This window comes from Pseudoalteromonas sp. SW0106-04, from assembly GCF_001293805.1.
Lineage (GTDB): Bacteria > Pseudomonadota > Gammaproteobacteria > Enterobacterales > Alteromonadaceae > Pseudoalteromonas > Pseudoalteromonas ruthenica.
Map to the genome: position 1 here is coordinate 56,542 of NZ_BCAI01000012.1, position 22,158 is coordinate 78,699.

Sequence of the window (22,158 nt, forward strand, 5' to 3'; positions counted from 1 at the left end):
TTTTTTGGGAATTTTTGTTCTAATACCGTAAAATAGCAGCCACTATTCGGCAATATGAAGTGCGTTATGAAAGCAGTGTCTCCCCCTTGGTATAAGCAGTTTTGGCCTTGGTTTCTGTTGTTTTTCCCATTAGTGACAATAATAGCCTGCATCGGTCTTATCACCTTCGCTGTTGGCAATGGTCCTGATATGGTAGTGGATGATTATTACAAAAAAGGCAAGGCCATCAACCTCGAGCTGAGCAAGTTTAATAAAGCCAAAGCGCTCTACTTACACGGCGACCTTGATATTGACCAAGAGCGTGTGGTGTTCCGCTTTACCAAAGGCGACGCGTCAAAAGTTGCAGCACTCAATATCGGCCTGTATCACCGCACCATTGAAGAAAAAGATATTCGTTTTAGACTCACGCAAAATGCCCGTGGTGAATTCACAGCGCTATTAGACTCCCCTATCCCACAGGGCGCTTACACTGTCTTTATTACTCCTTTTGATGACAGCTGGAAGCTAAAAGAAAATATTCAGCTGCCCTTGAACGGCACCGTAAAAGTTGACCCTGAGTATAAGTAAATGAGCGCAAAGACGTGTTTTCACTGTCTTGAGCCAGTTCCGGCTGGCTTTAATGAATCGGTCACCATTCAAGGTCATGCGCAGCCCATGTGTTGCATTGGCTGTAAAGCTGTCGCCCAGACCATCGTTGACCAAGGCATGACCGATTATTATAAGTATCGCACAGAGTCTGCCGGTAAAGTCGAACAGCTCGTGCCAGAACAACTTGCACTTATAAAAAGCTACGACCAAGAAAGTATTCAGCAAGAGTTTGTGGCTCATCAAGGCGACGATAAAGAGGTGCTGCTCAGTGTCGAAGGGATCAGTTGTGCTGCCTGCGCTTGGCTTATTGAAAGGCAACTGCTCGCCCATCAGGGCGTAAAACGTGTTGATGTTAATACCTCTACTCATCGCGCCATGGTGGTGTGGAACGACGAACAGGTCAAGCTCAGCACCTTGATCACCAGTCTCGCTGAGATCGGTTATAAGAGTTACCCTTTTCAAGCTGATAGTGAAGCGGCACAAAAACAAGCAACGGCCAAGAGCTTTATCCGTCGCCTTGGCGTCGCGGGCCTGATGACCATGCAGGTGATGATGTTCGCCTTTGCTATGTACTTTGGCATGTTCTCGGGGATGGAAGATAACTTCGAGCAATACTTCCGCTGGATCAGCTTAACCCTTGCTACGCCCGTTATTTTTTACTCTGCACTGCCCTTTTTAACCAATGCCATCAGTGGTCTTCGCGCTAAACAATTGAATATGGATGTCCCTGTATCCTTGGCGATATTTGGTGCCTATTTTGCCAGTTGTTATGCCACTTTGAGCGAGCAAGGCGAAGTGTATTTCGAATCCATTTGTATGTTTACCTTCTTGCTGTTACTGGGTAAGTATTTAGAGTTTCGCGCCCGCCTTAAAGCCAGTGAATTTACTGCTAATTTGCAAAAATTACTGCCCTTAACAGCGCGCAAAGTAGAGAATAATGAAGAACATATAACCAGTGCCAAACTCCTCTCTCTAGGTGACATCGTACGCGTCAAAGCTGGCGAAACCATTGCCGCTGACGGCGTGGTGATTGCAGGGCATTCCAGTGTTGATGAGTCAATGATGACCGGCGAGCACCACCCTGTGACTAAGCGCGTAGGCGACCAAGTCCATGCTGGCACTCTCAACCATGACGGCGTATTGACGATAGAGATCAACAAAGTGGGCCAAAACACCTTGGTCAACCAAATCATCAGACTGCAACACTCAGCATTAAGCCAACGCCCGCGCATTGCCCAAGTAACCGACAAAGTTGCCCAGTGGTTTGTTGCCTGCTTACTCGTTTTTGCCTCGATTACCGCAGTAGCTTGGTACAGTATTGCTCCCGAGCACGCCTTTTGGATCACCATTGCGGTGTTGGTTGCAACTTGCCCATGTGCACTGAGTTTGGCCATCCCCACCGCACTAACATGTGCTGTGGCCAACCTTACCAAGCGCGGGGTGTTAATCAAACAGTCTCATGTGTTAGAGACAGCCACCAAGCTCACCAAGGTGGGCTTTGATAAAACGGGCACCCTGACATTAGGGCGCTTTGTTATTGACCACACGGAAATACTAGATAATGCTTACGACGAGCAGCAAATACATACATTGGCCAGCGCTTTAGAAGCGTATTCCGAGCACCCCATAGCCAAAGCGTTTACCGAGAGTGCGAGTGCTGCTGCCCAACAAGTCATCACCGATGCCCAAGTACACACAGGTTATGGGGTGGCTGGTATCTGGCAAGGTCAGCGTGTACACATTGGTAAAGCAAGCTGGTTTGCAGGCCCGCAACCTAAAAACGCGCAGGCGGTGTTGTATGTAAACGAATCCGCCGTGGCCGCATTCTTTTTACAAGATAAAGTAAGAGAATATGCACAAGAGCTGCAACAGGAGTTAAAACAACAAGGCATTGAGCGCGTGATGCTCACTGGCGACCCCTCCGATAAAGGTGCCCAATTAAGCCAACAACTGCAATTAGATGCATGTCACAGTGCGCTGCTGCCACAAGACAAATTAGCACTGATGCAATCGTGGCATAATCAAGGAGATATCTGTGCCATGGTTGGCGACGGCGTCAATGACAGTCCGGTATTTAACGCCGCACATTTATCGATTGCGATGGATAGCGGCGCCGATATTTCGAAGAACACCGCCGATGTGGTATTGTTAAACAGCGATTTACGTTCGGTGTCTAAGCTTATCACCATTGCCAAAAAAACACGCCGAATTGTTCGTCAAAACTTGGCACTGTCGCTGTGTTATAACGGCGCTATCTTGCCTTTGGCAGCGATGGGTCTCGTGGCGCCGTGGATGGCGGTCATAGGTATGTCTGCCAGCTCCATTATTGTTATTACCAACTCGTTGCGACTATTACGCCTATGAGCATTATTTATGTGTTAATCCCTATCGCTATTTTGTTCGTGATTATTGCCATCGGCATTTTCTTTTGGGCAGTCAAAAGCGAGCAATTTTCCGACTTAGATAAACAAGGTCACAGCATTCTCTTTGAGGACGACAAAGAAGAGCACGACAAGAGCAATGAGCGAGATTAACTTTATCGCTGCTTTGCTTATGGGCCTTGCCGGCAGCGGCCACTGCGTTGCTATGTGTGGCGGTATCGCCGGTAGTTTTCAATTGGCCAGTAAGGACCTTAATGCCGTCGGTGCAGCCAGTGCTTACAACATAGGTCGGTTGTTTAGCTATACCCTAGCGGGTGCCCTTGTAGGAGGGCTAAGTGCTGCCTTTGCCAAGCAGAGTAACACCCTCAGCCAAGTATTAAGCTTATTCAGCGCAGTCTTTATGGTTTTGGTTGGCCTGTACGTGATGCGGCTATTTAATGCCCTTGGCCCAGTTGAAAAAGCCGGACAATGGGCTTTGTGGCGCCATATCGTAAAATTAAACCGCTACCTAATGCCAATTAATACCTATCCCAAGGCCCTGGGTTATGGTGCACTTTGGGGGTGGCTGCCATGTGGTTTAGTTTACAGCGCGCTAACTTGGGCTATCACCAGCCAAAGCGCGATTAATGGCGCACTATTTATGTTATGCTTTGCGCTTGGGACACTCCCTGCCATGTTGGCATTAGGATTAGGCGCCCAATTTATAAAGCGTAGCCTCAATCACCCATGGGTGCGCCTAGCACTTGGTAATCTATTACTTTGGTATGGGTTGTATAGCCTTATTGTTGCAAGCCAACCTCTACTGACGTAGATTTAACACAAACATTCAGTTCACCTTGGATAGTAAAATGGACGTAAAACCAACCCTTTCAGGTAAATACGCAGGTAAGTCAAACTGTGCCATTAGTTGCACAAACTGCTCTATTTCCCAACTGTGTCTGCCGTATAGCCTCAATGGCGATGAAATGGATCGTCTCGACGATATCATTGAGCGCAAAAAACCGCTGCACAAGGGGGATTTCCTGTTTGAATCTGGGGACGAACTGAAGTCCATTTTTGCCGTGCGCAGTGGCTCGTTTAAGTCCTTTACTCTATCAGAGCAAGGTGAGGAACAAATCACCGGATTCCACTTAGCGGGCGACTTAGTTGGTTTTGATGGTATTCAAACCATGAAACATCAAAGCTTCGCCCAAGCCTTAGAAACATCTATGGTGTGCGAGATTCCCTTCGCTACGCTCGACGAATTAGCAGGGAAGTTACCGAAGCTGCGCCAGCAGATCATGCGCTTAATGAGCAACGAAATTAACTACGACCAAGAAATGTTATTGCTGCTAAACAAAAAAACGGCTGAGCAGCGCCTGGCCTCTTTCTTGTTCACCTTATCACGCCGCTTCAGCGAGCGTGGGTTCTCAGCCAGAGAGTTTCGTCTCACTATGACGCGCGGTGAAATCGGTAATTACTTAGGCCTCACAGTTGAGACCATCAGCCGCTTATTAAGCCGCTTCCAAAAAGGGGGATTCATCCGTGTGGACGGTAAGTTCATCACCATTGAAGATCATGAAACCCTGGCCCACACGGCTGCGATAAGTTTGCCAAGCGATTGATCTAACTCAAACTCACAGACCGCGCCCCCTTTTCAATTGCGTTAATTGCGTTACACTGAAATGGTGTATATTACAATTCGCTTGGTAATGCAGGAGGCGCACAATGGATAAAATTAAACGTATTTTAGCTGTGGTTGATCCCACCGTGGAGCAGCAACAGAGTTTGTCTCGGTCTATCGAACTGGCGCGAAAAAGCGGTGCGCAAATCACCGCGTTCCTGTCCATCTATGATTTTTCTTATGAAATGACCACAATGCTCAGTGCCGAAGAGCGCGAAGCCATGCGCAAAGCGGTGCTCAGTGAAAAAGAGCAGTGGTTGAAAACCCTCACTCACCAATACCAAGATGTGCAATTTGACACCAAAGTGGTGTGGCATAACCGCCCTTTCGAAGCCATTATTCGCGAAGTGCTCGGCCATGATTATGATCTAGTCGTCAAAGGCACACACCAACATGACACGCTAAAGTCGGTGATCTTTACGCCTACCGATTGGCACTTGATCCGTAAATGCCCGGCTCCTTTACTGCTAGTGAAAGACCATAACTGGCCAGTTGGCGGTGCAGTGGTGGCTGCGGTTAATGCTTCCAGTGATGATGAGCAACACCAAGCGCTTAATCAACGCATTGTTCAAGACGCTAAATTTATCGCTCAACTTGCTCAGGGCGACCTGCATTTAGTTAATGCTTACCCGGCAACACCGGTGAATATTGCCATTGAGATCCCAGAGTTTAATCCCTCACAGTACAATGAAACGGTAAAAGAGCACCATCTCAATTCAACGCGAGAATTAGGTGCTCAACATGGTATCGCCACACACCATCAACATGTGGAGGAAGGTTTACCGGAGGATGTGATCCCTCGGATTGCGAAAAAGCTCGACAGTGAACTTGTGGTGATGGGCACTGTGGGCCGCACCGGTCTCAGTGCAGCTCTTGTCGGCAACACCGCAGAGCATGTTATCGATAGTCTCGATTGTGATGTCCTGGCACTGAAACCCGATGGCTATCACTCCCCGCTTGAGGACTAACCTGCAACCATTACACACTATCTGTCATTTGGGCGGCGCTAATGCCGCCTTTTTCTTGATGCCGCTGAACTGTATGCCTATAATACGCGCCTTTAAAATGAGCCGTAACAAGGGTGTCTAGGTGTCGCATTCAGCACAAGCCAAAGCGCAATATAACTTCAATAAACTGCAAAAGCGGCTACGCCGCCATACAGGTCAAGCCATTGCTGACTTCAATATGATTGAAGAAGGCGACCGCATCATGGTGTGCTTATCCGGCGGTAAAGACAGCTACACCCTGCTCGATATTTTACAAAATCTACAACGCTCAGCGCCGGTGCGCTTTGAGCTGTTTGCGGTGAATTTAGACCAAAAACAACCCGGCTTTCCTGAGCATGTGCTGCCCGAATACTTGGACGGTTTAGGTATTGAGTACAAAATTGTTGAAGAAGACACGTACTCAATTGTTAAAGATAAAGTGCCTGAGGGTAAAACCACCTGCTCGCTGTGCTCGCGCTTACGCCGTGGTATCTTATATCGCACCGCTAAAGAGCTCGGAGCAACTAAAATTGCTCTCGGCCACCACCGTGATGACATGATTGAAACCTTGTTTTTAAATATGTTCTATGGCGGAAAAATGAAAGGCATGCCAGCCAAGCTAATGAGCGATGACGGCCAGCACATGGTGATCCGCCCACTGGCCTATTGTAAAGAAGCTGATATCAGTGCATACGCACAACAAAAAGAGTTTCCAATCATTCCTTGCAACTTGTGTGGCTCGCAAGAAAACTTACAAAGACAGAACATCAAGGCGATGCTGCAACAGTGGCATAAAGAATCACCTGGGCGTATTGAAAGCATCTTTACCGCCATGCAAAACGTGGTGCCCTCACATATGGCTGATACTTCGATGTTTAACTTTGCACAGCTGCAAACCGGTGAAGTAATAGATGGCGGTGATATTGCGTTGGATAAAGCCCAGTTCGACACACCAACTGTGCCCGAAGAAGAACACTCTGACAGTGGTGTAAAAATTCAAGCCATTGAGCTGTAAGAGTATAATAAGGCCGCTTTTCAAGCGGCCTTATTCCTTTCTCTACTGCGCTATCCAAGGCGTAATTCGATGAATCTGCGTGCCTTCTACTAAGGTTTTGTTATTGTCTTGCCACTGCTGCTCAATCGGCACCTTACATTGCAAGCCTTGGCACTGCCAGCTGTCTGGCACCTTCGCCGGCAGCGTATCAGCAAAGTGTAGTTGCACACCTTTATGTTCAGGTAACAAAAACGGCATCAGCGTACCCACAAAAAAGCCAGATAAGTCGCCAATTAAATCATCAAACTCTTGCTCGATGGTATAAGCTTGCGCATAGGTTAATCGTGTAAACGGTCCTGGTGCTTCAATTTGCATACTCAACTGGCACTGCCCTGATTGTGGCGTGGCGATGACCATAGCTTTGTGGGTATCTAGTTGCTTGTCAAAGGGCAAGAACAGTTGCCCGTTATCATCATAAGTTAAAGGAAAGCGTTCGCGCTCGGTCACGATTTTACCTTCCTTTAGAACGCAATTTTCTGCATTTTCATAGGTTTTTAAGTAAAAGCCGACTTTAGCGTGTTGGAAATTGCCTTCGTTGACAACCTCCATACGGTCGTAAAAGCCATCGTAAGACATTACCACGGGCTCATCTGTTAGCTGCGCATTCACAGCCATTGAACACATTAGTGTGGCAATAAAAAGGCATTTATTCATCGAAGTAAGTCCTGTTATGGTCAATCATCGCTTGCAGCTCTTCAATATAGGCTTCACCGCGCTCAGAGTAAGACATCAACCCATACGTCAGCGCCTTGGCATCGATTGGCTGTTGTGCTTGACGTAAGTCGGCGCGAATATCGCGTAATTCACGATACGCGCTGTTAGTGTTGATATTGTAAAAATAGGCATTCACCGCCTCTTGCACTGACTGATACACTGCAACCTCATGTTTTGCCCCTTGATTGCGGCGCTTTGGCACCATACCGCAGCCCTGACTAAAGCACCATTGCCCAAAAAAGTTAAGTCCGATGCGGGCAAAACGTGAGGTGCCCCATGCCGACTCATTGGCTGCCTGCATCATGACTAATTCTTTAGGGATCACATCCACCCTGCGCAATGCTTGGCGCAATGATAATTCACTAATTTGTTCATCTCCCAGCCCATATTCAGCGAAAATATCGGTGACTTTATCAATCTGCACATCAGTAAGTGGCTCATCAAATTGGGTCATCATCAGGGCAATTTCTAACACTGCACGCTGTGAGCGTAACTTAGCATTCGCTTTTTCAATAGGCTCGCGAATAAAGTCGAAGAACGCCGCCTTTTTCTGTTTTACATCCTTTATCGCAGCAAAATTAGGTAGCTTAACGTTGTGCAGAGGTTTTTCCGGCACTGTTGGCTTTTCCACAGTGGGCTGCTCCTCACGTGGCTGAGTGTCTGCGACACGGGTTCCCCATATGAACGGGTACAACAATGCAGTCACACAGATTATTACGGTTATTAGCAGTCCAAGCTTTTTTATCATGAATCCTCCACGAGCCCCCAAGGCCAGATCAAAAAACGCGGCATTATATCGCGAACATGGTTGTTTTAAAAACGCAATCTGAACACTCGGGTGATTGAAAAGACTTTGTTTTATTTATAGTTTACACTTTGCACAGTGCAAAGGATCAGATTGAGGAAGCCATGCAGCATATCTGGCAACAACGGCGCGCCGATGAACACAAACACCGACCTAATGACAATCGCTCACCTTGGCAAGTGGATCGCTCACGTATTATTCATGCCGCAGCGTTTCGCCGCCTGCAAGCCAAAACCCAAATTATGGGTATTGGCCTGAATGACTTTTATCGCACTCGCTTAACCCACTCTTTGGAAGTTTCGCAAATTGGCAGCGGTCTATTACGTCATCTCAGTCGACAACATCCAGATATTACTTGTCTTCCTGATGAGTCATTACTTGAAACCTTGTGTTTAGCCCATGATATTGGTCATCCACCATTTGGCCATGGCGGTGAAATTGCCCTGAATTATATGATGCGCGAACACGGAGGCTTCGAGGGCAATGCGCAAACCTTGCGAATCGTCGCGAAGTTAGAGCCCTACACTCAGGGCTATGGTATGAACCTAACCCGACGCACTTTACTGGGGTTTATAAAGTATCCAGCGCTTATTGATACACTTTGGCACACTCACCCAGAGCAAAACGCCAAACAACAATTTATAAAAGCGCACGATTGGCGTCCGGCGAAAGGCTTATACAATGATGACCAAGATTTGCTTGATTGGATTTTAGCGCCGCTCGATGACTCACAACGCCAACGCTTTACCAGCCATGAGCAGTATGATGCATATCGCCACAAAACCCGTTATAAATCACTCGATGCGGCCATTATGGAGTTGGCAGATGACATTGCTTATGCGGTGCATGATCTTGAAGATGCGATTGCCACCGAGCAAATCACTGTCCACGATTGGCAGGCTCATGGCGAGCCAGCACTTGCTCAAATCGATTGTCCTTGGCTAGATGACAGCCGCATCACTGAACGGCTTTTCTTTGGCTGTGAAGCGCAGCGCAAAGACATCATTGGTGAGTTAGTTAACTTGTTCATTACCCAATCCCGACTTGAGCAAACAGACAGCCGCTTTGGGTGCGATATTTTGCGCTATCAAGTGACCCTGCCCAGCGCTTACATGAGTTTATTAAACGCGCTCAAACGCTTTATTTATAAACGCCTTATTCGCGCTCCCCATATGCAGCAAATTGAATTTAAAGGACAAAAACTAATCATGGAATTATTTGCCGCATTTGCCAGTGATCCCCTACGCTTGCTGCCGGAAACAACCGCATTGAGTTATCGTAAAGCCGAGCAACAGGGCGATAATCCTTTACGCGTGCTATGCGATTATCTCAGTGGCATGACCGATGAGTATGCATACAAAACTTATCAACGGTTGTTTGCGCCGACCATCGGTGTTTAACTACATAATAGGAACACAGCAATTGCTTTACGTTCGTCTAAACTAATGGGGCAATTACGAAACGTCTGAGTTTTCAAGGACCGACACCAATGCATTACCCTTTATGCTTACTGGCGTTGCTCATAAGTACTAGCAATAATGCCAACACAACCAGTTCGTTGCCTGATACCTTACTTGAGGAGCGTCAGGTCGTTATCAAACAAGCCGATAAATACGACTGGTTACGCCTAAATTCCGGAGAGTGGCTTAAAGGAGAGCTGAAATCGCTCTATGACAAAAAGGTCGAATTTGAAAGCGATATTCTCGATACCCTGATCATTGATCAAGAAGATATTTATATGGTCATATCTGGGCGCTCTCACAGCGTGCGCTTTAATGACGGCACAGTGCAACAAGGGTCGCTGAATATATCCGGAGGCTATGTGGTTGTGGGAAACAGTCCTTCGCAATATCGCTATCAAGACTTAGTTTCTATTGCTCCTAGTGCCAAAGACGAGCTGAGCGCTTGGTCTATCAAGGTCGGCGTAGGCGCGAATTTAAGCAGAGGGAATACCGAACAAACCGAGCTCTCGGCCAGTGTTGATATAAAACGTCGGACGGCCAGTAACCGGTTACTCATTACCGCGCTGGCAGATCGCACAGCAAACGACGATAAGGTGACTGAAAACAATCTCCGAGCGAATGGCACCTTTGATTGGTTTTATACCAGCTCACTGTACTTTCGCCCGGTATTTTTTGAGTATTACCGCGACCCTTTCCAAAATATCGATAACAAATACACCCTGGGTGCTGGTTTTGGCTACTACTTAATAGACACAGATAAATTGGAGTGGGATATCGGTGCCGGGCCAGCCTATCAACGAACCGAGTTTAGTGATGTTGCTGCGGGGCAAGATACCAGTAATTCCTCCACCTCTTTTTATTTTGAGTCAAATTTGGATTACGAATGGCGCACCAATGTAGATTTAAAGTTTGACTATCGCTTCACCTTTGCCGAGAACGCCTCAGGTGGTAATGCTCAACATGCTCTTGCTGGCGCTTCTATTGATATAACTAACGACATAGATTTGGACTTATCATTGGTGTGGGATCATCTTGCCTCCCCTGTGGCTAATGCCGATGGCAGTATTCCCAAGCAGGATGACTACAAGATGATTGTTTCTTTGGGTGTTGAACTTTAGGAGAGCCAATGAAATTTCTGCCATTAAATGTTGTCACCGCAGCGCTCTTGTCTGTGCTGTGCTATAGCGCCAATAGTCATGCACAAAGTATAGAATAGCGTCTCAGTGCGCTTGAACAGCGCCTCAGCGAGCTAGAAAAGCAGTTGGCTGCTAAAGATAAAAAAATCGCTGCATTGGAGCGCGAACAAAAACGCACCCAAGTAGTAGCCAATAATGCCAAGGTCTCAGCGATAGAGGCGCAGCAAGTGCTTTTTAATGACACCACCCGACCGAGTCACCGTTTTGCCGCCCCCGCCAAAAGTATTCGCTTAAGCGACTCAACGACGACGTTGCAACTAGGTGGACAAATTTGGCTTGATGCTATCTATAATCACGGCGAAATGACGAATCGTGCCGGCTTTCAAACCTCTTCTATTGCTTATGATGACAACACCACCAACGACAACACGCTGTTGAGCGCTGGCCAATCTAAGCTGTCGTTTCGCAGCCATACGCCCACCCACTATGGTGATATGACCACGCGCTTTGAATTCGATATGTTTGATGACCAAGGTAATGCCGATTTTCACCTGACTCACCTGTGGGGTGAGCTTGGGAATTGGGGAGCAGGACAAACCTTTTCCGGGTTTATGGACATCAATTCATTTCCCAACATCATTGATTATTGGGGTCCCACTGCCATGGTGTTTACCCGTCAACCACAAATCCGCTATCGCACTGAACAAAGCGCATCGGGGGCAACATGGATGGTGACCATGGAGCGCTCTGACGCCGACTTGGCATTTCCTCGAGATATCGACCACGCGACCCTTTCTTTCAATGAGCAGAACGATTGGCCAGACGCTACGCTCAGTTATCAGCAGCGTTTCACAGATGGCTACATAAAAGCCGCCCTATTACTACGTAGCTTAGGCTTTGAAACATCGACCCAAGAAGACTCGGTAACTGGATGGGGTATCAATGTCACTGGCAATTATGCCCTTGATAAAACTCATTTATTGAAATTCCAATTTGCAACTGGCGAAGGCATCGCCCGCTATATCAATGACCCGTGTTGCAGTATATACAGCGCTATCACCGGGGGCAGCGATGCAGGCTTAAACAGCAACGGCGATTTACAAGCAATTGGTATCAGTGGCGGGTTTGTGTATCTCGATAAGCAATGGAGTGAGCGCTTTACATCTAGCCTAGGGGTAAGCTACGTCGACGTTGACAACCTTGCTACGCAACACGCTAGAGCATTTAATAACAGTCTCTACAGCACTATTAACCTTATTTGGAACCCAACTATGATGTCCCGTTTAGGCGTGGAGCTACAATACGGGGAAGTAGAGAATTTTGCCGGTGAGCAGGCTGATAACCTGCGCCTGCAAACCTCATTTGGCTTTAAGTATTGAAGCGGTGATTTACTAGCGTTATCGCTTAGCAAGCATTTAATCTTTGGTTCATAAGGCGCGTGCTTAAATCGCCGCCCTGATGTTATGGCCTTTTTATCGGCCCGGGTGTGTGCTCAACACCCTTAATAGGACAGTGAAACAATGAAAACGTGGATAAGTTCAGCCTTTTTATCATTCATTATTTTGTGCAGTACCGCCTGCTTGGCTCGCCCTTATGACCCACAGAAGGTCGAGCAAGTGCTCAATACTGCTCATGCTTTATACAAAGATACCAATGCTGGAGCCAATGCCGATTATATCCCGGCTCTGGCCAAAGTGGACTCCAGTTTATTTGCCATTGCTATCGTCACTGCTGATGGTCAAGTATTCACTCAAGGGAACATTGACGCCACATTTTCAATTCAGTCCATTTCGAAGGTATTTACGCTCGCCTTAGCCATGGAGCAGCAAGGCAGCGCAGCAATAGTCGATAAAATCGGTGTCAACGCCACAGGGTTACCATTTAATTCTGTTGCTGCTATCGAGCTGAACCAAGACCGTTCAGTCAATCCACTGGTCAATGCCGGGGCCATGGCCACAGTGAGTCTGCTAGAAGGTGATAAGACGCAGCAAAAATGGCAGTCGATTGCTACTTGGTATGATCAATTTGCTGGCCGAGAGCTGGCAGTGATGAACGAGGTATATCAATCAGAGTCGGCAACCAATGGCCACAACCTCGCTATCGCTGAACTGCTTAAGTCTTATGACCGCTTCTACGGTGATGTGGATATGAATTTAGATATCTATACACGTCAATGCTCAGTAGGAGTGACGACCAAAGATCTCGCAATGATGGCTTCCGTACTCGCGAATGGTGGCACGCACCCAGTCACTGGCGAAGCGCTCATGACAGCAGAAAATGTTCAACGTGTGCTGGCGGTGATGGCTACCGCAGGGCTTTATGAAACCAGTGGCGACTGGGCGTTTCAAGTAGGCTTACCGGCCAAAAGTGGTGTCGGTGGTGGCATTATCGCGGTGATGCCAGGCAAGTTTGCTATTGCTGCCTTTTCACCAAAACTTGATGAGGCTGGCAACAGTGTGCGCGCTCAACGAGCGATAGATTATATCGCCGATAAGGCCAACGCCAATGTATTTAGTCATCTTGATTAATTGCCCCTATCCGCATTGACTTAGTCATCAACGATGCAACGAAAAACGCACCTTTTTCAAGGTGCGTTTTGATATCCAACTTGTGGAAAAATGACTGAGCGAGCTCAATCACTCATTAGATTGCAGCATTGCGGTAACGCTTAACAAATTCTTTAACCGGCTGGCCATTGCAACGAAGGTTAGATAGACGCTTGTTCTGTAGGCTTAGTGTGCTTAAACCTTTTTGTGCAGCTTCTAAACATAGTTGTGTTTCTCGCTGATTATTTTTTGCGTAAAGGCTCACTGCAGTGTCGCTGTTTTGGTTTTCAACCGTCACATTTTTAGCGATATCACGAATATCTTGACCGTTGCAGTACAAACTAGAAGACACTCGGCTTACACGAATGCCATGTTTTGCACCTAGCTCTTTTGCTGCCGCTAAACCTTGGTTCGCAGCTGCTACGCAAACCTGAGACTCAATACTGTCGTTTTTAGCAAAATAAACACGCTCTGTGCTGGCAAAAGCTGAAGTAGCGAATAAACAAGGGATAACAAGGGCAGTAAGTTTGGTCATGTAAGACTCCACAAAAATGAACGGGTGATCAAAATTTGAACTGGATTTTATATCCACAAACTACGATGTCAACTGCATTAGCTATGCAATTAAAAATATTTTAAAGAATTAACAATTCATATACGTAATCACGTTTATCATGTAACAAATGCTTAATAGCTGTACTTTTTGCTCACAATTCGATCATCTTAAAAATGTCGACTCGTTCAGTAAGACTGCATTTTTAATCGAAACAAAAGCCTAGCCATTTTTACTTGTCGACGGGCTTGATATACTGCCAACAACGCTGTTATTTAGTGCAAAAGGATCTCCGGACATGAAACTTATCTCATTTAATATCAATGGCATTCGCGCAAGGTTACACCAACTGCAGGCGCTATTGGAAAAACACAATCCTGATGTCGTTGGCCTTCAGGAGATTAAAGTGCATGACGACTTATTCCCTGTCGCTGATGTTGAAGCCATGGGCTACCACGTGTATTTTCACGGGCAGAAAGGTCATTACGGCGTGGCAATGCTCACCAAAAACCCCGCTAAGCAGGTGAAAAAAGGCTTCTCTACCGATACCGATGATCATCAAAAACGTATGATTGCCGTTACTGTGGAAGATAGCCATGGTGATGATGTTACGGTGCTAAATGGCTACTTCCCGCAAGGCGATAACATCAATCATGAAACCAAGTTCCCTTATAAACGACAGTTTTATGCTGATTTGATGACTGAATTGGATAGCCATTACCACGCTGACAGTAAATTAGCCGTTATGGGGGATATCAATATTTCCCCAACCGACCTAGACATCGGTATTGGTGAAGCGAATAAAAAGCGTTGGCTAAAAACCGGAAAATGCTCATTTCAACCACAAGAACGCGAGTGGCTGGATACACTGCTGGCCTGGGGCTTGGTCGATACCTATCGCCAATGCCACCCAGATACGGACGACCAATTTTCTTGGTTTGACTATCGTTCGAAAGGCTTCGATGATAACCGAGGACTGCGAATTGATGTAATTTTGGCGACCAAGGCATTGGCGAGCACCCTGAGTGACAGCGGCATTGATTATGAGTTAAGAGGCATTGAAAAGCCTTCTGATCACGCCCCAATTTGGAGCACTTTTTAAACGCAGCCATGAGCTATATCATACTTGCAATTATCCTTGCCCTGAGCATCGATAAAGCCAGTTTAACCGGGTTGATAGCGCATCCTGCTCGGCAAAAAGGCCTATTTGCCTGCGCCTTAGTACTGGCACTACTTTGGCGTATCAAGGCAGGTATATTCCCGGGCCCAGATATCCATATTCTTGGCGTCACTGCGGTCACTCTGATCTTAGGCTGGCGCCTAGCGACACTGGCCAGTGTATTAGCAACGGCCTTGTTGCTGGCCTTTTCCGTGGTCAGTATTGAAAGTGCAGCAACCTTCATCATACTGACGGCGCTGATCCCTATTTATTTTAGCTATTTATTATTTATTGTGGTGTATCACGCCCTTCCCCGGCATCTGTTCATCTATATTTTTGTTTGTAGCTTTTTGTGTGCAGCATTGGCTAATTGCCTGAAAATTTTTGTCGGTGCCGGCTATTTTTGGTTTATCGGTAGTTATGACTGGGTAACGCTCACTGAAAACTACCTATTTTTAAGCGCCCTGATCTGGTTTCCCGAAGCGATGCTAAATGGCATGGCCATGACGTTGATGGTGATCTATCGGCCACACTGGGTGCGCACCTTTTATGATAAGGAATACCTCTCTCAATGAGTGCTTACTGTTGTCCTCTTTGCCAGCAACCGCTGCAACGTCAAAACCAAGCATTGGTGTGCGCCAAGGGCCATCAATTTGATTATGCCAAAGAGGGATACGTCAACTTGCTCCCGGTACAGTTTAAAAAATCCAAACAACCTGGAGATAATCAGGACATGGTGCAGGCGCGAAGACGATTTTTAAATGCGGGCCACTACCAATTTATGCGCGATGCGCTGGCACAAGAAGTCTCGGCGTGTTACTCGGGAACAGGTTATGTTGTCGATATGGGCTGCGGTGAAGGCTACTATAGCGCAGCGATGGCAGAACAATTCCAAGACCCAGAGCTTGTTCATGGCATTGACATTGCAAAACCTGCCGTGCGTTATGGAGCCAAGCGCTACCCTGGTTGTCAGTTTGCTGTGGCGTCAACCAAACAAATGCCCATGGCCAGTGGCTGCGCCAGTGTGGTGAGCAGCGTATTTGCTCCTATTTTCGCCGATGAAAGTGCACGCTTGTTGCAGGACAACGGCCACCTTATTGTTGTTTCGCCAGGGCCAAGACACTTAGCGCAGTTAAAAGCGCTCATATATCAACAGGTGCGCGAGCACACTGCTCCTGACACACCGCCCGGATTCAATCGGCAACGGCAACAGTTGTTACAACAGCAAATTTCATTACCTGGAGAAGATGCCAGAGATTTAGCCCTGATGACACCCTTTGCATGGAAGTTCAGTGAAATTCAAATGGCAGATTTGGCAAGCGCCGATGAGGTGACTATCGACGCCGAGTTTTTCATTACGGTGTATCAAAAAATATCCTGACGAAAGGCTTTGTCCATTTTTTCAAACATATCACGGAGCAACTTAGCCAACTCTATATAGCAAGGTTTAGTTTTTGCTGGTGCTCCTTGATATCCTTGTGCCGCCATCTTCTCGTGAAGTTCACGATACCACAGTGCCATACTTGGTGGCAGCGGTGTCTCAGCACGTTTTCCGAGCCATAATAAACCTTGCACCGGTAAAGACAAGATCAGTAAGGCGCATGCAAGAGCGGGCCCCAAAAACTGTTGCCCCAACACCTGAAGCTGAATCACTAAACTTGTCAGTGCCACCGCAGGCATGATTTTGATAGCGAAGGCCGTGGCATTCACCACCCTGTTTTCTATAAACAGCGGCGCTAGCTCACGCCGTAGCGGCCACACTTTAGTGTACTGGTGACCTTGCTGTATTTGCGAAATAAGACTTTTTTGCATTTGCGCCTCTAACAACTAACGCTATGTCTGAAATTAAGGTAAAATATATATCACCTATCAATTATACCTTAGTCTAGTTTTGCTCTAGGTTCACCTAAGGATTATAGCTAATCTTTTGGTGCCCGACTAAGTTCATTGATGGGTTCACGTTCCTACATTCAACCACAGGTCTATTTAATGTCTGTACAACACGTCCTCGTACTCAATTGTGGCAGCTCAAGTTTGAAGTTCGCTGTTATGGATGCCAACTCTGGCGATGAACTACTCACTGGATTAGCAGAGCGTCTGCACAGTGACGACGCCACCTTAAAGTATAAATTTGCTGGCGACAAGCATACTAACGCCCTACCTAAGGGCGCCGATCACCAAACAGCGATCGATACCCTGGTCACGCTTATTGGTAATTTCTCTTTGAGCCAACATTTAATCGCCGTAGGTCATCGTGTGGTGCATGGCGGCGAACAATTCACCGGCTCGCAGATTATCACTCCCCATATTATTGATGCCATTACTCAAACTGCACAATTGGCGCCATTGCATAACCCAGCAAACCTAACGGGCATTCGTGCTGCACAGGCGGCATTTCCTGAGCTCGTTCAGGTTGCCGTATTTGATACCGCCTTCCATCAAACGATGCCTAAGCATGCTTATTTGTATGCCTTGCCTTACTCACTATATGAGCGCCATGGTGTGCGGCGTTACGGCTTTCATGGTACCAGTCATGCGTATGTGAGTTTAATGGCGATTGAAGAGCTTGGATTAGATACAGATAACAGCCGCATCATTAGTGCCCACCTCGGCAATGGCTGCTCGGTGTGTGCGATAAAAAATGGCCGCAGTGTTGACACCAGCATGGGGCTCACCCCTTTAGAGGGCGTAGTGATGGGTACGCGCAGTGGTGATATCGACCCGGGGCTCTTTGACTTTCTGACTAACCAACTAGGTTATGCCAGTGCAGAGGTCAGCGACATACTCAACAAGCAAAGTGGCTTGTTGGGGATCAGCGAATTATCCAATGACTGTCGCACCATAGAAGAGGCGCATGTAGCTGGCAATGCCAAGGCTACCCTGGCCCTGGATATTTTCTGTTACCGATTGGCTAAGCAGATTGCTGCCTATTTAGTACCGCTTGCTGGACTCGATGCACTTATCTTTACCGGTGGCATTGGCGAAAATTCAGACATTATTCGCGCTAAAGTGCTCACCCATTTAGCCTTTTTAGATATCCATGTTGATCCAGAGAGTAACCTTGCGGCCCGCTTTGGCAACCTAGGCGTTATTACCACGGCAACCAGCCGTGCTCAGGCGGTGGTGATCCCCACCAATGAGGAGTGGATGATTTGCCAAGATGCCGCTCGCCTAGCAAAAGGAGTGTCATAATGTCTCGTCGTATTATGCTCATTCCCGTTTCCACCGGTGTCGGCCTTACCTCTGTATCCGTGGGCTTAGTGAGGGCCTTGGAACAAAAAGCCATCAAAGTAAACTTCTTCAAGCCCATCGCCCAACCCCGTCGTGGCGAGTGTGGACCTGAGAAATCAACTGCGATCGTGAAAATCGGCTCTAGCATCAATCCACCGGAGCCATTTTCTTTGACCTACGCTGAAAATATGATTGGCGATGGCAAAGGAAATACCTTGCTTGAAGAGATCGTTGAGCGTTTTGAAAGTGCAATTCATGATGATGAAATTGCCATCATTGAGGGCATGGTACCAACCAGAAACCAACCTTATGCGGGGCGTGTGAACCGAGAAATAGCCCAGACTCTTGGCGCTGATATTGTGTTTGTCGTGACCCCCAGTAATGACTCTTTAGAGGAATTAGAAGACAAAATTGAGATAGCCGCTGGCAATTACGGTGGCATCAGTCACCCGCGTGTGCTCGGTTGTATCTTTAACAAAGTGAACGCGCCTCTTGATGAGCAAGGCCGAGCACGGGCCGACTTGGTTGAGCAATTCAACCCGGAGCAACTAGAAAATGAGCTGCATCGTTTAGCCTCGATGCCTCTATTTCGTCGCCAACCCTTTCGCTTGCTCGGTAGCATCCCATGGGATTTCGAGCTGGTCGCTCCAAGAGCCATCGATTTAGCCCAGTATCTTGATGCTAAAGTGATTCATCAAGGCGATTTATTGCATCGGCGCTTACGTCGCGTAACCTTTTGTGCGCGCACCGTGTCTAACTTACTTAACCATATCTCCCCCGGGGTGTTACTGGTTACACCGGGGGACCGTTCAGATGTGTTAGTTGCAGGTTGCTTATCGGCGATGAACGGCACCAAGATAGGAGCCATTTTGCTCACCGGTGATATTGAACCTGAGCCCCGTATTATGGCGCTGTGCCAACAGGCTATGGAACAAACTGGCCTGCCTATTCTGGCTACCGAGCATGATACTTGGCGCACGTCATTATTGCTGCATAACTTTAACCTTGAAGTGCCCTGCGATGATGAACAGCGCGTTGATAAAGTTAAGGCGCACCAAGCCACCTATATCGATAGTCAGTGGCTCGATAGCTTGGCGCAAAGTTCGCAGAAAACGCGTAAACTCTCGCCGCCAGCATTCCGTTACTTGCTTACCGATAAAGCTCGTAGAGCCAACAAAACCGTAGTCCTTCCGGAGGGCGAAGAGCCACGCACCATCAAGGCTGCGGCTATTTGTGGTGAGCGCGGCATTGCCCGGACTGTGCTATTGGGCGACCCTCAAGAGATAGCGCGTATCGCTGAGCAACAGGGCGTGGAGCTCAATGACTATGTTCAACTTGTTGACCCTGACAGCATCCGCGCTGACTACGTTGCACCTATGGTTGAGCTGCGTAAGAACAAGGGGCTTACCCATGTTGTCGCCGAGGAATTGCTGCAAGATAACGTTGTGCTGGGGACCATGATATTAGCCGAAGGCGAAGTCGATGGGCTAGTGTCTGGGGCTGTCAATACCACAGCCAACACCATTCGCCCACCGCTGCAGTTGATCAAAACTGCGCCAGGCTCATCACTGGTATCATCGGTGTTTTTCATGTTGCTGCCAGATCAAGTACTGGTTTATGGCGATTGTGCTATTAACCCAGACCCAACGGCGGAGCAATTGGCAGATATTGCTATCCAGTCGGCAGATTCAGCGGCCGCTTTTGGCATTGAACCTAGGGTGGCGATGATAAGCTACAGCACAGGTAGTTCGGGCGCGGGCGCCGACGTCGAAAAAGTACGGACTGCCACTGAATTAGCGCAACAAAAACGTCCCGACCTTATCATTGATGGGCCACTGCAATATGATGCCGCCATCATGGAAAATGTAGCGCGCAAAAAGGCCCCAAATAGCCCGGTAGCCGGACAGGCAACGGTGTTTATATTTCCTGACTTGAATACCGGCAATACCACCTATAAAGCTGTACAGCGAAGCGCCGAGTTAGTGAGTATTGGCCCGATGCTTCAAGGCATGCGTAAACCGGTGAATGACTTAAGCCGTGGTGCCTTAGTGGATGACATCGTCTACACCATCGCACTGACCGCAATTCAAGCACAACAAGCGGCTGAGCAACTGAGCGACGCCTGAACAATAATCAGGCAGTACAAATAAGTACTGCCTTTTCATAACGTTACAGACTATTAACCACGCTACCCCCCAAACTTATCCACAGCTTTTGTTAGCAACTTATTTTGTCACTATGGTCCGTACTGCTCGACTCCACTCTTAATACCCATTTATGTTGGATTTGCTTATAATCTGACTAGGGTCTGTTGACCTTTCAAGTTCGTTTTTGCAGCAGCTTGATTGGGTTTTATACAAGGCAGAGGCTGCGTGGCATAGTTATTCTATGTGAGCCAGCCGATAACACAGTAGAAAAGCCAATCAAGCGCTGCCGAACGGTTCTTTTGAGCGCACTTTTCTCATTGTTGCTCGATATTCGCTTAGATTACTAGGCCACACATCGAGCGCCGCGATAAACGCACGCTCAAACAGAACAAAAATAGAACAGCAAAGATCAACAGACCCTAAGCAAAAAGCAAAGTCCCTAGACCCGTCGAGTTATTTTCGGTATAAGTTAACTTTAACCTCAAAGGGGATCGTTATGGCTAAACAAACGCTACAATTGCTTGCGAACGACTTTACGATTCATAGCTTTGAGAGCACCAGCGAGATCCCCAAAGCCATTACCCAAAGCGAGTTTTATTTCGTTGCCAAAACAGCCGAAGAACTTTCCGTTGTATGCAACAGTGATATTGAGCTTGATAGTTTAGAGCAAGAACCGGGCTGGGTGGCCTTTGAAGTACTGGGTCCCCTTGGCTTTTCGCTTACAGGTATATTGTCTAATATTTCTGGCGTGTTGGCACAAGCGAACATTTCCATTTTTGCTGTATCTACCTTTGATACAGACTATATTTTGGTTAAACGCGTACAGGCAAAAAATGCTATGTCGACACTTAAAAAAGAAGGTTACACCGTTCGTTCATGAGCCAAGTTAGTCAATTTTGCTTGCCAGCTGAGTTACCCCCTTCACCCACCCTAACACTGTGTGCTCCTGTGAGCGGCCAGGTGCACCCTTTAAGTTGCCTGCCCAGTGCACTTATGGCACATGGGTTACTTGGCGCTGGGGTGTGCATCGATATGCATTCACATAAGTTGGTAGCCCCTTGCGATGGTCAACTACTCAGCGTTGATATGGGTGCCAAACAATGGCGCTTTAAAAGCAATAACGGCGTGCATATATTAGTGCATTTACACAGCGATGAGCCCACGCTAACGAACAAGGCAAAACTATCGGCGCTTAATAGCCCCCCTGTACGCAAAGGGATGCAACTCGCTTACTTTGACCTACGCCAGTTTAAATCGGCACCTCGGGTCGCTATGATAGTGACCCATACACGTTTTAGCGCAGAGATATTATTTAGCCACAAGCAGGCACATTGCGCTGAGCCTTTGTTATTCATTTATCACAAGAAGTAGATTTCATGAGCATCATTCTTTACGGCATTAGTAATTGCGACACCATAAAAAAAGCGAAAAAGCACTTAGACAACTTGGGCGTCGATTATTCATTTCATGATTATCGCAAACACGGTCTCGACAGTAACCTGGTGGCTCAACTCGAAGCCCTGTTTGGCTGGCAAACCATGGTCAATAAACGAGGCACCACCTATCGCCAACTCAGTGATGAACAAAAACAGCAGCTTGATAAAGACAGCGCCTTGGCATTAATGGTTGAACACCCGGCGTTAATCAAGCGCCCTATTTTACGCACTGACGATCAGGCATTAATTGGCTATAAAGCGGCCGATTACGACAATATGTTCGCTAAGAGCTAATT

At 47.3% G+C, this 22,158-nt stretch carries 23 protein-coding genes; 19 read left to right on the top strand and 4 right to left on the bottom strand.

Annotated features, from left to right (window positions below; translation table 11 throughout):
* The first annotated feature begins 66 nt into the window (after positions 1-66).
* From W04_RS13920 to ttcA, 7 genes are all read left to right on the top strand, one after another.
* Entirely contained in the window at positions 67-567 is a 501-nt protein-coding gene (locus W04_RS13920; protein ID WP_022943662.1) for a FixH family protein, read from the top strand.
* The gene (locus W04_RS13925) at positions 568-2,952 is read left to right on the top strand and encodes a heavy metal translocating P-type ATPase (protein WP_053911245.1); all 2,385 of its coding nucleotides are present in this window, start codon (positions 568-570) and stop codon (positions 2,950-2,952) included.
* Positions 2,949-3,122: a cbb3-type cytochrome oxidase assembly protein CcoS gene (gene ccoS, locus W04_RS13930; RefSeq protein WP_022943660.1), complete on the top strand. Its 174-nt coding sequence runs from the start codon at positions 2,949-2,951 to the stop codon at positions 3,120-3,122. The genes W04_RS13925 and ccoS overlap by 4 nt, the downstream gene beginning before the upstream one ends.
* On the top strand, positions 3,109-3,780 hold the full coding sequence (locus W04_RS13935; RefSeq protein ID WP_053911246.1) for a sulfite exporter TauE/SafE family protein: 672 nt from the start codon (positions 3,109-3,111) through the stop codon (positions 3,778-3,780). Before ccoS ends, W04_RS13935 begins: the two co-directional genes overlap by 14 nt.
* A 37-nt stretch (positions 3,781-3,817) precedes the next feature.
* On the top strand, positions 3,818-4,573 hold the full coding sequence (locus W04_RS13940; RefSeq protein ID WP_022943658.1) for an FNR family transcription factor: 756 nt from the start codon (positions 3,818-3,820) through the stop codon (positions 4,571-4,573).
* A 103-nt stretch (positions 4,574-4,676) separates the two neighbouring features.
* Positions 4,677-5,600 (top strand): universal stress protein UspE, encoded by a 924-nt coding sequence (gene uspE, locus W04_RS13945; RefSeq protein ID WP_045978667.1) that lies wholly within the window; start codon positions 4,677-4,679, stop codon positions 5,598-5,600.
* A 121-nt stretch (positions 5,601-5,721) separates the two neighbouring features.
* Entirely contained in the window at positions 5,722-6,633 is a 912-nt protein-coding gene (gene ttcA / locus W04_RS13950; protein ID WP_053911247.1) for a tRNA 2-thiocytidine(32) synthetase TtcA, read from the top strand.
* A 42-nt stretch (positions 6,634-6,675) separates the two neighbouring features.
* Here the strand turns inward: ttcA and W04_RS13955 are convergent, their stop codons facing one another.
* Together W04_RS13955 and W04_RS13960 are read right to left on the bottom strand one after the other, a co-directional pair.
* Positions 6,676-7,326 (bottom strand): DUF2987 domain-containing protein, encoded by a 651-nt coding sequence (locus W04_RS13955; RefSeq protein ID WP_053911248.1) that lies wholly within the window; start codon positions 7,324-7,326, stop codon positions 6,676-6,678.
* A complete protein-coding gene (locus tag W04_RS13960; protein WP_045978664.1) occupies positions 7,319-8,134 on the bottom strand; it encodes a glucosaminidase domain-containing protein in 816 nt (271 codons plus the stop codon). Before W04_RS13960 ends, W04_RS13955 begins: the two co-directional genes overlap by 8 nt.
* 161 nt (positions 8,135-8,295) lie before the next feature.
* Here W04_RS13960 and W04_RS13965 point away from each other — a divergent pair, with 161 nt between their 5' ends.
* The 4 genes from W04_RS13965 (at position 8,296) to glsA (ending at position 13,318) form a co-directional block, all read left to right on the top strand.
* Positions 8,296-9,591, top strand: coding sequence for an anti-phage deoxyguanosine triphosphatase (locus W04_RS13965; RefSeq protein ID WP_053911249.1), 1,296 nt, complete (start codon positions 8,296-8,298; stop codon positions 9,589-9,591).
* An 89-nt stretch (positions 9,592-9,680) separates the two neighbouring features.
* On the top strand, positions 9,681-10,772 hold the full coding sequence (locus W04_RS13970; protein ID WP_053911250.1) for a YdiY family protein: 1,092 nt from the start codon (positions 9,681-9,683) through the stop codon (positions 10,770-10,772).
* Positions 10,773-10,915: 143 nt separating this feature from the next.
* Entirely contained in the window at positions 10,916-12,169 is a 1,254-nt protein-coding gene (locus W04_RS13975; protein ID WP_053911251.1) for a DcaP family trimeric outer membrane transporter, read from the top strand.
* Between the two features lie 141 nt (positions 12,170-12,310).
* Entirely contained in the window at positions 12,311-13,318 is a 1,008-nt protein-coding gene (glsA, locus tag W04_RS13980) for a glutaminase A (protein ID WP_053911252.1), read from the top strand.
* A 115-nt stretch (positions 13,319-13,433) separates the two neighbouring features.
* Here glsA and W04_RS13985 read toward each other — a convergent pair whose 3' ends face one another.
* Positions 13,434-13,871: a hypothetical protein gene (locus tag W04_RS13985; RefSeq protein ID WP_053911253.1), complete on the bottom strand. Its 438-nt coding sequence runs from the start codon at positions 13,869-13,871 to the stop codon at positions 13,434-13,436.
* 316 nt (positions 13,872-14,187) lie between these two features.
* On the opposite strand from W04_RS13985, the gene xthA reads away from it, so the two are divergent.
* From xthA to rlmA, 3 genes are read left to right on the top strand one after another with little or no spacing between them, the layout of a single operon-like run.
* Positions 14,188-14,991 (top strand): exodeoxyribonuclease III, encoded by an 804-nt coding sequence (xthA, locus tag W04_RS13990; protein WP_045978660.1) that lies wholly within the window; start codon positions 14,188-14,190, stop codon positions 14,989-14,991.
* Between the two features lie 8 nt (positions 14,992-14,999).
* On the top strand, positions 15,000-15,623 hold the full coding sequence (locus W04_RS13995) for an energy-coupling factor ABC transporter permease (protein WP_053911285.1): 624 nt from the start codon (positions 15,000-15,002) through the stop codon (positions 15,621-15,623).
* Complete coding sequence (gene rlmA, locus W04_RS14000; RefSeq protein ID WP_053911254.1) at positions 15,620-16,429, top strand: 23S rRNA (guanine(745)-N(1))-methyltransferase; 810 nt, start codon at positions 15,620-15,622, stop codon at positions 16,427-16,429. The genes W04_RS13995 and rlmA overlap by 4 nt, the downstream gene beginning before the upstream one ends.
* Here the strand turns inward: rlmA and yfbV are convergent.
* Complete coding sequence (gene yfbV, locus W04_RS14005) at positions 16,414-16,860, bottom strand: terminus macrodomain insulation protein YfbV (RefSeq protein ID WP_053911255.1); 447 nt, start codon at positions 16,858-16,860, stop codon at positions 16,414-16,416. The two genes, rlmA and yfbV, sit on opposite strands and share 16 nt — an antisense overlap.
* Positions 16,861-17,037: 177 nt before the next feature.
* On the opposite strand from yfbV, the gene W04_RS14010 reads away from it, so the two are divergent.
* The 5 genes from W04_RS14010 (at position 17,038) to W04_RS14030 (ending at position 22,156) form a co-directional block, all read left to right on the top strand.
* Complete coding sequence (locus W04_RS14010; protein ID WP_053911256.1) at positions 17,038-18,240, top strand: acetate kinase; 1,203 nt, start codon at positions 17,038-17,040, stop codon at positions 18,238-18,240.
* Positions 18,240-20,405, top strand: a complete 2,166-nt coding sequence (pta, locus tag W04_RS14015) for a phosphate acetyltransferase (RefSeq protein ID WP_053911257.1) — start codon at positions 18,240-18,242, stop codon at positions 20,403-20,405. The genes W04_RS14010 and pta overlap by 1 nt, the downstream gene beginning before the upstream one ends.
* 517 nt (positions 20,406-20,922) lie before the next feature.
* Positions 20,923-21,306 (top strand): ACT domain-containing protein, encoded by a 384-nt coding sequence (locus W04_RS14020; RefSeq protein ID WP_022943642.1) that lies wholly within the window; start codon positions 20,923-20,925, stop codon positions 21,304-21,306.
* The gene (locus tag W04_RS14025) at positions 21,303-21,797 is read left to right on the top strand and encodes a PTS glucose transporter subunit IIA (RefSeq protein WP_053911258.1); all 495 of its coding nucleotides are present in this window, start codon (positions 21,303-21,305) and stop codon (positions 21,795-21,797) included. Before W04_RS14020 ends, W04_RS14025 begins: the two co-directional genes overlap by 4 nt.
* A 5-nt stretch (positions 21,798-21,802) precedes the next feature.
* A complete protein-coding gene (locus W04_RS14030) occupies positions 21,803-22,156 on the top strand; it encodes an ArsC family reductase (protein WP_053911259.1) in 354 nt (117 codons plus the stop codon).
* The last annotated feature ends 2 nt before the right edge of the window (positions 22,157-22,158 follow it).